The 14,922-nt window shown below is 46.6% G+C and carries 14 protein-coding genes; all 14 read right to left on the bottom strand.

Annotated elements, in window-relative coordinates; translation table 11 throughout:
- Position 1: 1 nt before the first annotated feature.
- Entirely contained in the window at positions 2–976 is a 975-nt protein-coding gene (locus KQI39_RS00415; RefSeq protein ID WP_216415699.1) for a 4Fe-4S dicluster domain-containing protein, read from the bottom strand.
- Complete coding sequence (locus KQI39_RS00410; RefSeq protein WP_216415696.1) at positions 964–1,407, bottom strand: hydrogenase iron-sulfur subunit; 444 nt, start codon at positions 1,405–1,407, stop codon at positions 964–966. The genes KQI39_RS00415 and KQI39_RS00410 overlap by 13 nt, the downstream gene beginning before the upstream one ends.
- Entirely contained in the window at positions 1,398–3,386 is a 1,989-nt protein-coding gene (locus KQI39_RS00405) for a 4Fe-4S binding protein (RefSeq protein ID WP_216415694.1), read from the bottom strand. Before KQI39_RS00405 ends, KQI39_RS00410 begins: the two co-directional genes overlap by 10 nt.
- Before the next feature lie 4 nt (positions 3,387–3,390).
- On the bottom strand, positions 3,391–3,780 hold the full coding sequence (locus KQI39_RS00400; RefSeq protein WP_118063559.1) for a 4Fe-4S dicluster domain-containing protein: 390 nt from the start codon (positions 3,778–3,780) through the stop codon (positions 3,391–3,393).
- A complete protein-coding gene (locus tag KQI39_RS00395) occupies positions 3,777–4,571 on the bottom strand; it encodes a CoB--CoM heterodisulfide reductase iron-sulfur subunit B family protein (RefSeq protein WP_216415692.1) in 795 nt (264 codons plus the stop codon). The genes KQI39_RS00400 and KQI39_RS00395 overlap by 4 nt, the downstream gene beginning before the upstream one ends.
- A 362-nt stretch (positions 4,572–4,933) precedes the next feature.
- Positions 4,934–6,373: a L,D-transpeptidase family protein gene (locus KQI39_RS00390; protein WP_216415690.1), complete on the bottom strand. Its 1,440-nt coding sequence runs from the start codon at positions 6,371–6,373 to the stop codon at positions 4,934–4,936.
- 217 nt (positions 6,374–6,590) lie between these two features.
- A complete protein-coding gene (locus KQI39_RS00385) occupies positions 6,591–7,835 on the bottom strand; it encodes a 3-isopropylmalate dehydratase large subunit (RefSeq protein WP_021652999.1) in 1,245 nt (414 codons plus the stop codon).
- Between the two features lie 19 nt (positions 7,836–7,854).
- Entirely contained in the window at positions 7,855–8,346 is a 492-nt protein-coding gene (locus tag KQI39_RS00380) for a LeuD/DmdB family oxidoreductase small subunit (protein WP_021653000.1), read from the bottom strand.
- Between the two features lie 44 nt (positions 8,347–8,390).
- Complete coding sequence (locus KQI39_RS00375) at positions 8,391–9,641, bottom strand: 3-isopropylmalate dehydratase large subunit (protein WP_118071372.1); 1,251 nt, start codon at positions 9,639–9,641, stop codon at positions 8,391–8,393.
- Positions 9,642–9,644: 3 nt separating this feature from the next.
- Positions 9,645–10,127, bottom strand: a complete 483-nt coding sequence (locus KQI39_RS00370) for a LeuD/DmdB family oxidoreductase small subunit (RefSeq protein WP_021978214.1) — start codon at positions 10,125–10,127, stop codon at positions 9,645–9,647.
- A 139-nt stretch (positions 10,128–10,266) separates the two neighbouring features.
- Positions 10,267–11,403: a flagellin lysine-N-methylase gene (fliB, locus tag KQI39_RS00365; RefSeq protein WP_216415688.1), complete on the bottom strand. Its 1,137-nt coding sequence runs from the start codon at positions 11,401–11,403 to the stop codon at positions 10,267–10,269.
- Between the two features lie 139 nt (positions 11,404–11,542).
- Positions 11,543–12,925, bottom strand: coding sequence for an MATE family efflux transporter (locus KQI39_RS00360; protein ID WP_334300784.1), 1,383 nt, complete (start codon positions 12,923–12,925; stop codon positions 11,543–11,545).
- A 126-nt stretch (positions 12,926–13,051) separates the two neighbouring features.
- Positions 13,052–13,675, bottom strand: coding sequence for a collagen-like protein (locus KQI39_RS17605; protein WP_305839028.1), 624 nt, complete (start codon positions 13,673–13,675; stop codon positions 13,052–13,054).
- Between the two features lie 126 nt (positions 13,676–13,801).
- Positions 13,802–14,881 (bottom strand): tetratricopeptide repeat-containing glycosyltransferase family 2 protein, encoded by a 1,080-nt coding sequence (locus tag KQI39_RS00350; RefSeq protein ID WP_216415682.1) that lies wholly within the window; start codon positions 14,879–14,881, stop codon positions 13,802–13,804.
- Positions 14,882–14,922: the final 41 nt, after the last annotated feature.

Here is a 14,922-nt window from a genome sequence, read left to right as displayed (position 1 = left end):
ATTATCCCCTTTCTGCCACGATCCCTGGCTCTACATCATCAAAGGTAAAGCTGGTAAGCGGACCCTTTGACTCCGCATCCTCACCAGCCTGGTACTCACCGTAAAACGCATCAATATCCTTGATAAACTTACGGTTAAACAGATGAAGGGGAATTCCCTGCGGGCAGACTCTGCTGCACTCGCCACAGTCCGTACATCTTCCGGCTACATGGAAGGCACGGATCACATGGAACATTTTTTCCTCAAAGGAATCCACATTTGCCTTCTGGGCGCTATCGAACTTGTTGCTGTCAAAAACGCATTTGCGGCAGCTGCAGGCCGGACATACATTACGGCAGGCATTACAGCGGATACATTTACTCAGCTCGCTCTGCCAGAATGCGAATTTTTCTTCCGGACTCATCGCCTCGATCCGCTCAACTTCTGCGAAACGGTCAGCGTCCTTTGTCTCCTTTGACTCACCGATCAGTTCATCGTAAATTTTATGCTCTTTTCCTTTACATACATGGCAGCGTTCCAGCATGGCATCTTTGTATGCACAGGTTTTTTCTCCGTAAACAGTATCCACAGTCAATGTCTCTGCATCTCCGGTAATCTCTGCTCCGGAAATTCCCCGGATACCCTTGATCCCCATTTTGCGGATCTTTTCAATATCCAGCTTTCCTTTACAGCCAACACCTACGATATAGGCTTTTTCTCTGTCTACACGATGCTCTTTCAAAAGCTGGTTAAAGCTGTATGTATCACACGGTTTCAGACAGACCAGAGTTTTTCCTTCCAGTTTGGAAGCTTCGATCATATATTTACTTAAATTGGCTCCGCAGAATCCGTCATAAACAAAATCCTTCAGAGATTCCGGTGTCTCAAAATAGGCCGGTTCCGGATTAAAGGCAAGATCTCCGGCTTTCCATCCAAGAACCCTCTCTACCGTGCCATCTGCAAGCAGTTCTTCTGCACGTTTTATCAGCTCCTGCATCTTATATCCTCCAATCTCACGTTTTTGCCAAGGGAATAGATCTTCTCAACAAACTCGTTCATCGTCTGTGAAAATTTTACACCTTCTGCGGCAGATACCCATTCTACACGTGTTCTTCCGTTTTCCACGCCAATGTAATCCAGCATGGAGAAAAGAAGTGTCATACGTCTTCTTGCGTAATAATTTCCGGTGCTGTAATGGCAGTCCCCCGGATGGCATCCGCACATGATTACACCATCGGCGCCTTTTTCAAAAGCCCGGAGGATGAACATGGGATTGACACGGCAGGAACAGGGAACACGGATGATCTTTACATCCGCCGGATAGCTTAAACGGCTGCTTCCTGCAAGGTCCGCTCCGGCGTAGCTGCACCAGTTACAGCAGAACGCCACGATCTTTGGTCTGAATTCTTCCTTTGTTTCTATCGACATATTGCATCCACCTCCGCGATAATCTGTCTGTTGGAGAAGCCCTGAAGATCCATGGCTCCTGACGGGCAGGCTACTGTGCAGGCACCGCAGCCCTGACAAAGTGCTGTATTGACAACTGCAATTCTTCTTGTCTCACGGATACCATGATCGTTGACCTCTTTCTCCTCATAGGAAATCGCTCCGTACGGACACACATTTGCACAGGTAGAACATCCGTTGCAGAGAAGCTCGTCGGATTTTGCCGTACATGGATTGGTGGTCAGCTTGTTCTTTGCAAGAAGGCCGATGGCTTTTACAGCCGCAGCTCCTGCCTGAGCAACAGTCTCCGGGATATCCTTTGGTCCCTGACATACACCAGAAAGGAAGATTCCTGCTGTGGGTGATTCTACAGGACGAAGTTTTGCATGGGCTTCTGTGAGGAAATTGTTGGTGTCAATACTTGCAGTAAGCATAGTAGCAATCTTACGTACATCCGGATTCGGCTCAATGGCTGTTGCAAGAACTACCATATCTGCTTTCTTGAAGATCTGCTTATTATCAAGAAGATCCGAGCCCTGAACAAGAAGTGTTCCATCCGGCTGCGGAATTACTTTTCCTAACTGACCTTTGATGTAGTTTACGCTATACTGCTCAACTGCTCTTCTGTAAAACTCATCAAAGTTTTTACCTGGTGTACGGACATCAATATAAAATACCGTCACATTGGTATCCGGATATTTATCACGGATCAGCATGGCATGTTTTGCTGTGTACATACAGCAGATCTTGGAACAGTATGGCTTTCCGCGGTCATCCGCACAACGGCTTCCCACACACTGGATAAATACGATCTCTTTCGGTGCTTTTCCATCGGAAAGGCGCTCAAGATGTCCTTTTGTAGGTCCTGCAGCATTCATGATACGCTCCAGTTCCAGGGAAGTGATCACGTCTTTACTCTGGCTGTATGCGTATTCATCATACCGGTCGAGTTTGATGGTATCAAATCCTGTTGCCACTACGATAGCTCCGTATTTCTGTGTCACGATCTCGTCCTGCTGATCATAATCAACAGCTCCTGCCTGACATACCTTGGAACAGACACCGCATTTACCGGTCTTGAATTTCAGGCAATGCTCCCGGTCGATTACCGGAACATTTGGGATGGCCTGGGCAAACGGCGTGTAGATGGCTGTCCGGTTGTTCAGGCCTCTGTTGAATTCGTTAGGGATTTTTTTGGACGGACATTTCTCCTGACAGACACCGCAGCCTGTACATTTGTCCATGTTGACACTGCGTGCTTTTTTGCGGATATCAACGGTGAAATCTCCTACGAAACCGGAAACCTTTTCCACCTCACTGTATGTATAGATATTGATCTTTTCGTGGGCTGCAGCCTCCACCATTTTCGGGGTAAGGATACATGCGGAACAGTCCAAAGTAGGGAAGGTTTTGTCAAGCTGTGACATTCTTCCGCCGATACTTGGCGTTTTTTCCACGATATCAACTTCATAGCCTGCATCAGCAATATCAAGGGCTGTCTGGATTCCGGCGATACCGCCTCCGATGATCAGTGCTCTCTTTGTAACGCGGCTTTCTCCCGGCTGAAGGGGAGTATTTAAATTTACTTTTGCTACTGCTGCCCTTGCAAGGATCACTGCTTTTTCTGTAGCTTCCTGCATATCCTTGTGGATCCAGGAACAGTGCTCACGGATGTTTGCGATCTCCACCATGTATGGATTCAGGCCTGCTTTTTCCGCTGCTTTGCGGAAAGTTGCCTCATGCATACGCGGGGAACAGGAACAGACAACCACACCTGTGAGATTTTTTTCACGGATGGCTTCCTGAATCCTGGACTGACCTGCCTCGGAACACATATACTGGTAATCCTCGGCGTGAACAACACCCGGCTCTTTCGCTATGACTTCCACAACTTTTTTTACGTCTACCGTAGCGGCAATATTACTTCCGCAATGACAGACAAATACACCGATTCTCTGCACGTTCTCACCTCCTGTATCTTCTGAATGCACTTACCAGCAGCTGCTGAGGAAGATCCGGATCAAGAAGTTCCGGGATCTCATCTGGTGAAAGATAGTTGCCACCTTTTTCCCGGACAACAAGCTGTCTTGCCCCGTCAATGATCTTTCCGGGTTTTACGTCTCTCGGACAGCGCTCCACACAGGCAAAACAGGAAAGGCATTTCCAAAGGGATGCTGAATTTACAAGTGCTTCGATATTTTCATTGATCACATAGGATACAAACTGATGAGGTTTGATATCCATCTCGTCAAAAGAAGGGCAGGTTGCGGAACATTTGCCGCATTTCATGCATTTTAAAGGATTGGTTCCACTGATCTCCTTTATTTTTTCCGCAGCAGAATGGTTATCTCTCATTTTGCCACCTCCTCTTTGACGCCAAGGGCTTCTGCCAGAAGCTCTGTAAAATAGTAAACCGGCAGTCTGTTTCCGGCATTTTTATTCAGATTATATTTGCACAGTGGACAGGCAGTGATCAGCATATCTGCGCCAAATCCGGCTGCACTTTCTTCGATCTTTTCACACATATTCTGTGACATTTCTTTTTCTTTCAGGGATATATATCCTCCACAGCATTCATTTCTGTAAGGATAGATCACAGGCTCAGCGCCAAGGGCACGGATAAAATCCTCCATGATCCTTGGATTTTCCGGATCATCAAATACCATGATCTTTCCAGGTCTCAGAAGCAGACATCCGTAATAGGCTCCGATCTTCTTTCCGGTAAAAGGATTTACTACTTTTTCTTTCAGTTTATCAAAACCGACTCTGTCCCGGAGAACCTCCAGATAATGGAGAACGGTTGTCTCTCCTTCATAGGGAGCTTCCAACTGCATATAATTGTTGGCTCTGGTCCGGATATCTTCCACATTTTTCATATCATCATTGACACGCTTGATCACATGATGACAGGCTGAACAGATCGTCACCAGATCCTGGCCTTTTTCTTTTGCCTGGTTTAACGCACGGACGGAAGAAAGCTTTGTTGCGATCTCGTCTGTGCCAAGCGGATAAACACCACCACAACACTGCCAGTCCTCGATCTCCTCAAGCTCAAACCCAAGGGCTGCGGCACTGGCTCTGGCATACTCATCCAGATCTTTGGCCTTTGTTCTCAGGGTGCAACCCGGATAATAACTGTACTTCATACTTTTCATTATCCTTTCTTAGTCTAAAATCTGACGGTTTAAATGCATCTTTTTTATCTAAATATTGTTTATTTTTTAACAATATATACATAAAAAAAGGAAACCTGACTAACACTTACTTGAGAATTTTTCTTAAAAGTGCTCAAATAAAAGAGGTAAAACACTCTTCCTCCGCAATTAAGAAGTGTATTAGCTCGATTTCTTGAACCATCATAACACGATATTCTTATTTCTACAAGTCATTTCCAGTAATTTCTTGTGTTTTTTTTAACACACTTTTGAAAATTCTTCTCATTAATGACACGGTGTTGTGATTTCCTGTGACATAAAAAAGCTCCGGATTTCTCCGAAGCTTTTTTCAATCAGTAAATAATGATCGGGTATCCCGCATCAATCGTCTCATAGATCAGTGCCGCCTGATCCTTTGGCAGGTTGATACATCCGTGGCTTCCGTTGGTCTTATACCGGTTTCCTCCAAAAGAAGACTGCCAGGAAGCATCATGAAGGCCCTGTCCGTAGACAAAAGGCATCCAGTAATTGACTTTTACATTGTATCCATACTCTGCACTTGACAGATTATACGGGCTTGCTTTGTAGGCAATGGGCCATGCACCACGGTATGTTTCCCGGCCCTTCACCGGTTTTCCGCTGACAATATCCGTTTCTGTCACAAGGTTTCCATCTTTATAAAGCCACAGATGCTGGGCATCCAGGCTGACTTCTATGTAGCTGCCTGCAAGATCGTCAGTTCCGTTTCTCTGATAACCGGTTTTGCTGTAAACGGGATCACGGGTAACTGCAGTACCACTTTTCAGATCTTCCACAAGCTGTGCGTACTCTCCGTCCTGGTCGATCCGGTATCCGTACTCATTCCCCTCAATGGTCACATCCGTTCCCGTTGAGGTATGAAAAGTACGGGGAACATAAATGGTATTGTATTTGTTGGCAAGATCGCTGATATAGGTTTTGATGGCATCCTCATCCAGAGTCAGGGTCTCACCTTCTGCTTTCAGCCAGGAACTGATGGTGTCTGCATCCAGCACAACCGTTTCACTTCCAAATGTGTAAGTCACTGTGGAACTCCTATATTTCTTCAGCTGGTCATTCAAACCTGCCACTTTATTTTCCATATCTTCCGTTGCTGTCACTGCCGGACTGATATATACATGCTTGTTCAACGGTACTGTAATGGCATCCCCCAGAAGAGCTGTATCAAATGCCGCATTCAGATTTGTGTCCACGGTGGTCTCCAGTTTATCCGGATCAATCTCCGTGCCCTGTACCTGTTTCACAAGGATGAATTCTTTTTTCTCCTCATTGTACTGAATGGATGCATCGGTGGAAGATTTTCTTTCTTCCGTTCCGAAATTGGAAAGATCCAGAGCCTGTTTTTCCTGCTCCTCATCTTCCTCGATCTGGCATTCCAGATTTACGTTTTCTTCCTTTGGAAAAATCTTCCGGTTCTCTTCTCTCTGTTTCTGAAGGTCTGTAAGCTTATTCAGAAGATCTTCCTCATTGAGGCTGTACCCCAGATCTTTGAGCGTCATGCTGTAAACCTCCTTGTCATTTTCCTGAAAAGATACCGGCCGGTTTTCAAATTCCGCAGCAATTTTTTCTTCTGCCTGCTTTGCGTCCAGCCTGGAAACCTCCACTCCCCACACGGAAATTTTCCGGCCCAGTGTGTTGTGATCTGCCATGTATGTGTAGCCAAATAACCCGGCCACAGCCAGGATTGCTGCGGCAATACAGATCCCAAGTATGATCTTCAGTGTCTTTTTACTGATGGTTGATTTTTTCTCCATACCCTTATCCCTCGAGTCTTATGTATTATATGTTATGTTGTCACATTGGCTGTTATTATAATACAACGAATCCCCCTCTTCTGTAAAAATGATTTATCCAGGATCCGCCTGAACCGGTAAAAAAAGACAGACTGCCACTCCTCGCGAAAATCTGTCCTTTCATACGTTTCTTTTTTATGTTTCTGTCAGCAGTATTTCCGAACGGATCTTCTGCTGCTTATTCCGGCATTACGATCTTACCTGCGATCGCACAGGCTGCTGCAGTTTTCGGAGATGCCAGATAGATCTGAACCTTGGAAGTTCCCATACGTCCCAGGAAATTACGGTTGTTGGTTGCCACAACCTTCTCCCCGTCTGTCAGGATTCCGCCGGTTCTTCCACAGCAAAGTCCGCATCCCGGATGTGTGATGATGGCACCTGCCTCAGCAAGCGTATCCAGAATACCAAGTTCAATGGCCTGACGGTAGATCTTGCGGCTTGCAGGAGTTACGATCAGTTTTACAAAGTCTGCAACTTTTTTGCCCTTCAGGACTTCTGCTGCTGCCATCAGATCTTCCAGACGTCCGTTTGTACAGGAACCGATAAATACCTGATCGATGGTCTCACCCTGAAGCTCGCTGACATCACGGATCTTGTCCACCTGTGACGGACAAGCCATAACCGGTACAAAATCCTCTGCCTTATAAGTCATGGTCTTCATATAAACGGCATCCTCATCGCCTACAAGACTCTTCTGGAACTCATCAAGCTCTGTCTCACAGTAAGCGGCAGTCTTCTCATCCGGTGTGAAAAGTGCACATTTTGCACCTGCCTCGATCGCCATGTTTGCCATGGTCATACGACTTGCCACAGACATGTTCTCAATGGTGCTTCCGGAAAATTCCAGTGCACGATAAGTTGCACCATCTGCACGAAGGTCGCCAATCAGGCGGAGGATGATATCCTTGGACATCACATTCTCCGGAAGTTCTCCGTCGATCACAACTTTAATGGTTTCCGGAACTTTGATCCACATGGTTCCTGTTCCCAGGATGCTGGCCATCTCTGTATATCCGATACCGGAAGAAAATGCACCGACACATCCGTAAGTGGTAGTGTGGCTATCTGTACCAAATACGATATTGCCAGGTTTTACGTAACCGGCCTCTGTCATCAACTGGTGGCAGATACCGTCACTTCTGTGCACGTTTTTCATACCGTATTTGGCTGCAAAAGCATCTCCCACATGGAAATGTCTGGTGTCGTCCTGCTGGCTTGCAGGTACAAGATGGTCATAGATCAGAACAACTTTGTCCGGATCCCAGAGTTTCTGAAAACCCATCTCCTCGAATTTGTCCGCTACAAACGGAATAAAGATATCATGGATCATCACTCTGTCAACATTGACCGTCACGATATCGCCAGGCTTTACTGCTTTGCCTGTGTTATGTCTGATAATTTTCTCAATGATCGTCTCACCCATTATTTCTCTCCTTTCCGTCTTAGTCCAGACCGTTCAGTTTGCGCATGGCTTTTACAAGTCCGCCAGCCTGAATAATATCCATCAGATTCTCCGGAAGAGAAGCAATCGGGTACTGTTTTCCGTTATGGTCTACATGCTCGTTCATCACAACTGTAACTTCATCTCCCTCTTTCACATTGTCGTGAAGATCCGGCTGTTCGATAAGAAGAAGGCCGTTGTTGATGGAGTTGCGGAAAAAGATCCGGGCAAAAGATTTCGCAATAACACACTGTACGCCCAGTGCTTTAATGATCTCCGGTGCCTGCTCTCTGGAGGAACCGCAGCCGAAGTTCTTTCCTGCTACAATAATGTCACCTTTCTGGATCTGTCCTGCCAGCTCCGGGCGAAGGGGACTGAATCCGTACTGTTTCATATCGTCAATGGTTTTCAGCGCCAGATACTCGGTCGGAATGATGATATCGGTGTCAATATCATCGCCCAGTACCCACACTTTTCCTGTAAATGCTTCCATATGTATATTCTCCTGTTTATTCCTGAATATCTTTTCTGAGGTTTTTATACTCTGTCTGCAGTTGCGATCTCACCTGCAATGGCAGATGCGGTAACCGTTGCCGCAGACCCCAGATAAACCTTGGAGCTCGGATGTCCGGCACGTCCCTTGAAGTTACGTGTTCCGGTGCTGATAAGAACCTCGTTCTCACCGATCACACCCTGGCAGCTTCCCCAGCATACACTGCAGTTCGGGTTCATCACAATAGCGCCTGCTTCCATGAAGATATCGATCAGGCCTTCTTTTAATGCCTGGCGGTAGATGGTCTGGCTTGCAGGAACGACCAGGAAACGAACGCCTTCTGCAACTTTTTTACCCTTGATCACCTCTGCGCCTACACGGAGGTCTTCAATACGGCCGTTGTTACAGGAGCCAAGAAATGCCTCGTTGATCTTGATGCCGCAGGTTTCCTCAGCCGGAACTACATTGTCAACGAAGTCCGGTTTCGCTACAACCGGGCGTACTTTGGAAAGATCGAAGGTGTACTCTCTTGCGTAAACAGCATCCGGATCGCTGTGATATACAGCTTTTGGTTCACGGCCATGCTCTTTCAGATATTCCAGAGCCTTGTCATCTGCCTCAAAGATTCCGGTCTTCGCACCGGCCTCAACAGCCATGTTGCAGAGAGCCATACGGTCGCTGATGCTTAATGTCTTTGCGCCTTCGCCGGTAAACTCCATTGCCTGATAATTACATCCGTTTGCTCCGATCTCTCCGATAATGGTAAGGATCAGATCTCTTGCATAAACACCCTCAGGAAGTTTCCCTGTCAGGTTGAATTTCACAGTTTCCGGCACCATAACCCAGGAAGTTCCGGTTACCATTCCATAAAGGAAGTCTGTACATCCTACACCGGTACCGAAAGCGCCAAGTGCTCCATAAGAACAGGTATGGCTGTCTGCACCAAAGATCAGCTGTCCCGGGCGGACATAATTCTCGATCATGATCTGGTGGCACACGCCTTTTCCTTCCCAGAAATCAATGTTGTTCTCTCTTGCAAAATCTCTCATTTTTTTCTGGGACGCTGCTGTTTTCGGGCTGTCAGACGGTACGTTGTGGTCTACGATAAATACCAGTTTCTTTGTGTCTGCGATATGTGGATTTTTTAATTTGTTGTTGTACATGTCAACAGTCAGATGTGTGGTTCCGTCATTACTCATCAGATGATCCAGCTGAACTGTATAGATATCTCCAGGTTTTACGCTGTCCACACCGGCTGCTGCCGCGATGATTTTTTCTGCGATCGTCATTCCCATCTCTTATTCCTCCTCACGGTTCAGAGAAGCGATAAGTCCTCCCTGATTCAGTATATTCTGCATGTATTCCGGCAGTTTTGTGCAGGAATAAGTCTTTCCGTTGGCAACCGCTGTTCCCTCGGACATATGAAGCTCCATGGTATCTCCGGTCTTCACATCATCCGGGAGGTCCTTACAGACAATTGCCGGAAGTCCGATATTGATGGCATTGCGGAAGAAAATACGGGCAAAAGATTTCGCAATGACTGCCTTTACTCCAAGTGCCTTAAGAACGCCCGGTGCCTGCTCTCTGGAAGATCCGCATCCGAAGTTCTCCCCTCCCACTACAAAATCTCCCGGTTTCACCTTCTTGGAAAAATCCGGATCCAGTGACTCAAATGTGTGGCTCTTCATCTCATCCAGATTCGGCAGAAGCAAGTACTGGGATGCAATGATCTGATCGGTATCAAGGTCATTATGAAATTTAAAAATTGTTCCCTTATCCATAAAACAAGTTCCTTTCTGATTGTTATCCATTTCCGGGTTAACATTCCTCTGTTACCCTTTTCGTCCTATATTCTAACACAAAACGTCATATAATTAAAATGTATATTTTTAATACTTAATATAACTTTAGGTTATAAAGTCATTTCCCTGTGATCAGCGCAAAATATCCCCACTCCCACAGAAGCTCTTCAAAACTGTTCTCAAGATATTCCCGGATATCGTCTTCCTCATATCCGGTCATTCTGGAGATCACTACCATATAATCCCGGAGTGTTTCGTAGGGAAGAGATCCCCGTCCATCTTTCTGCCACCGAAGAAAAACAGCCTGGCGGATGGTAGCATATTCCATACCGATCCACTGCATATGGACCAGGGCATCTTCCAGATCTCCCTCCGGTGTCAGAAGATCTGAATATACTTCGTTGGCAAGAAAGCTCCGGAGAAGGTCTTCATATACACGAAATTTCCGATAAAAATCCTCCCGGGCTTCCACCAGTTCCTCTTCCTCATATTCTTCGGACAATTCCTCCGCAAGTTCCATCACCGGCTCCAGATATTTCCGGTAAAGTCCCTCTTTCCGGTAATTTACAGCCAGGTCCTGCAAAAGTTCATTGCATTCGTCCATGGTATCCAGAACAGGCAGCTCTATCTCATTAATAGCATGTTCCAGTTGGCAAATCGTTTTCTCTGAAAAATAATCTTCCACAAGCTCTGTGGTAAGCGGCATGTTCCGGTGAAGTTCCTTCAGAACATAAAAACTTTCAAGAAGGATTTCCTCCGGTGTTTTTTCAGGATCCATTATAAGATCCATAACCTTCCGGCGCACAAGAAAAAGCGGCTGTTCCTTTTCTTTTGGAGTTTCCGGAAAAGCGATTCTTTTCTTCTCCTTCCAGATGTCCAGGACAGCCGGGCAACAGGGCATCATGGTCGCTTCCTTATGATCCTGAAATTCATGGATCTCCCTTGGAAAAATCTGGCAGGTCTCTGAAAGCATCGAATCCCCATAAGCACTCACCAGATAGCACAGTCTGTTCTTTGCAAAAAAAGGACAGTCGTGCTCTTCCGTCATCTTCATGATCCGGCTGCCGTCCTTTTTCATGGTATAGGCCTGCAGGCAGCTTCTGTGTCCGGGCACCTCTGACGGCGGCTGGATGGTTTTCCAGTTTCTGTAAGTTTCATCATCTATGTTGATCTTCCATTCCCTGCAGCAGCTGATGGTGCATTTGTCTGCAATACAGGTAAATTCGTCGTAATAATCAGGTTTTAATAATTCCATGTTTCCTCCATATTCTTTATTTTTCAGCTCCAATGTCTCCTGTTTGCAAAATGGACATGAGTTGACCTGTTTTATTTTCCCCGTAAACACAGAAAAGCGGAATTCTATCCGCTTTTTCTGATATTCTGTGTATTCGTTTTTATTCTGCAGTCTCTCCCAGAAGCTGCCTGTGCACTTTCCGCCTTACAAACCAGAAACAGGTCACCTGCATGATGATCGTAAGGATCCATGATGCCGGATAAGAAATAAACAGTACTTTCAGTGATCTGTGAGCCGGGAAAATTCCGAAAATCCACACAATTCGAAGGCCGACCGTTCCGATAATAGACAGGATCATCGGCACACCGGAGCGTCCCATTCCACGCAGTGCTCCCGGAAACAGATCCATCTGTCCGCAGAGGAAATAAGTAACTGTGGTATAGGCAAGGATCTCCATTCCGCACTGGATAACCTCCGGATCTTCCGTATAGATTTTCAGAAGCTGCGGGCCAAAGAAATATGCTCCACATCCCATGGCAAAGGACACCACAAAGGACAGGATCAGACAATCCACCAGCACCCGGTCCATACGTTTCGGTTTCCGAACACCGTAATTCTGGCTGGTAAAACTCATACATGCCTGGGTAACCGAATTCACGGACACATACAGAAATCCAAAAATATTATTGGCTGCTGTATATCCTGCCATAGCAATGGAACCAAAGGAGTTTACAGAAGACTGAAGAAGTACATTGGAAAAATTGATCACTGTACTCTGGATCCCGGCAGGCAGTCCCACCTGGAAGATCTGCTTCAGGTACTCTCCCTTTATGGACAGTTTTGAAAAACGCAGCTGATAGCTTCCCTCTGTCTGATACAGACACCGAAGGACAAGAATGCAGGAGATCAGCTGAGAGATCACCGTTCCGATTCCCACACCGGCCACGCTTAAATGACACACGATCACGAAAAACAGATTCAAAAGCGCATTGGCACAGCCGGAAATGATCAGAAAGACCAGCGGCCGCTTGGTATCTCCCACAGCACGCAGGATCGCCGCACCATAGTTATACAGCATAAAAAACGGCATTCCCAGGAAATAAATACGCATATAAAGAGTAGAAAGATCGATCACATCGTCCGGTGTATCCATCAGTTCCAGGCAGATCCTGGCAAAGAGCACTCCCAGAAATGCCATGATGACCCCGCTGACCAGAGCCAGTAAGATCGATGTATGTACTGTTTCTGACATTTCTTCATCCTTACCGACAGCATAAAATCTGGCTGCCAGCACATTGGCACCAAGAGAGATCCCGATAAAAAGGTTGGTAAACACATTGATCAGTGCGGTAGTGGAGCCTACTGCCGCCAGTGCCTCACTTCCGCTGAAACGTCCCACTACCACGATATCCACTGCATTGAACATCAGCTGCAGGATACCGGACAGCATCAGCGGCAGTGAAAACGAGATCAGCTTGTCCATGATCGACCCATTGCACATATCGATCTCATACTTGTTTTTTTTCACGATTTCATCCCCCATAATCATACTTACATAAAAATATTATAGCACCTTTCGTCGAAAAGCTACAATGAAATATTTTCATGGAGAATATGCAGCGGCTGCATAAAATACGCAGCCGCACAGTAACGTGTGTTTATCATTTCACTATCTTTCCAGGAGTCCTGCATCACGAAGGTTTGCAAGAAGTGCATTAAAATCCTCCACAATATCATCTACGCTTGTTGCATTTCCCACAGCAGCTGCCGGAGTTACTGTTCCGGCAGGACCGGTGGCTCCCGCTGCTCCTGCTGGACCAGTGGCTCCTGTTGGGCCGATTGCTCCCGCTGGGCCAGTGGCTCCGATTGCACCAGCCGGACCCGTTGCTCCTGTTGCTCCTGTTGCCCCTGTTGCTCCTGCCGGACCCATTACTCCTGCCGGACCGGTGGCTCCCGTCGGACCCATTGCTCCCGCTGGACCCGTGGCTCCCGTTGCTCCCGTCGGACCTGTTACTCCTGCCGGACCGGTGGCTCCTGTTGCTCCTGCCGGACCCGTAGCTCCCGTATATCCCTGTATTCCCGGTTCCCCCTGCGGCCCCTGAGGACCCATAGGCCCCGGAACTCCCGGACAGCCCCTGGGGCCGGTTGGTCCTGTAGGTCCCACAGGACCCGGACAACCTCTTGTTCCACATCTGTCACATCCACAGGAACTATGATTTCCATAACAGGACATACAGGACAAATCCTCATGACTGTCCTGCTGCATTTCCATTTCCTTACATTTTCGATGCATGAACAGCATTCTGCGATCACCTCATAGGAAAATAACTTTCCCTACAGTATATGACAACAGCATTTACCTGTGCATACGATTCCCGCAAGCCTGCACCCTGCCAGGACAATAAAGATATCTTTCTTTTTATACCAGACCATATTTTTCCCGAAAATATTTCTGATCATACAATACTCCCGGATCCTCCGGCTTCTGTTCACTCGCCTTCTTATGAAAAAAGAATGCCTGCTCCGGGCATCCCATCCTATCATAACAAACGCAAAGCTGCATATATGGTACAAATCCATGGCATTCTGCTATAAAAAATCCACCGTTTTTCTTATCTGTCGGCACAGCAAGTGCCTGCCCGTACCAGTAGGCGGCCTGTCTGTGCAGCTCTCTTTCCAGAAAAATCCCACCAACCTCACAGCAGATTTCTGCCCTCGGTACATCCATAGTCAGACTATACAGAAAAGCTTCCAGTGCGTATTCTTGTTCTCCCATTTTCCGGTAGCACTGTCCAAGTACGAAACAGGCATCTATCTTATTTTCCAACCATCCGGACGGATTTTTCAGAAACTCCACCAGCACAGCCTCTGCCTCCGGATACCGCTGATGATAATACAGTTCTCTCCCGTAATAAAGCTGATGTCTTGGTTCCAGCTTTTCTCCTTCTGCCAGCATTTTTTCATAGATCTGCAAATTCCTGTCCGGATCTCCCTGCACACATTTCCGGTGCTGAACTTCGATATCTGAATAAAAAATATTTCCCCTTGGCATTACCGCCTCATGTACTCTTCCACTCCACCGAAATCCCCCGGAAGTCTTCAGAATCCTTTCCCTGTAATAGGAAAACGTTGTCTTCCCATTAGTATCAAAGCCAACCGCATATTCCATCATCACTACATCAGTCTCTCCATCCAGAGCTGCCTTCAGCTTCTTCATTTTTTCCAGATTTTCCTCATTCAGGACATCATCCGCATCCATCCACATCCAGTAATCGGTGCGGACTTTTTCCAGAAGAAAATTACGCGGAGCAGAAAAATCGTCACACCAGGCAAAATCAAATACCTGCGACGTATACTGTTCTGCAATTTCTTTCGTTCTGTCCGAAGAACCTGTATCCGCAATCAGAATCTCATCCATGATTTCAGAAATCGGTTTCAGGATTCTCTCCAGCACAGCTTCTTCATTTTTTACGATCATACAAAGACTGAGAGAACTCATATTTAATAATCGACCTTCATAACTTTATAAAATTTATGTAC

The sequence above is a fragment of the Blautia sp. MSJ-36 genome, from assembly GCF_018917985.1.
GTDB lineage: Bacteria > Bacillota > Clostridia > Lachnospirales > Lachnospiraceae > Blautia_A.
Note: the sequence above shows the minus strand (reverse complement) of the source record. Positions and strands in the feature narration are given on the sequence as shown.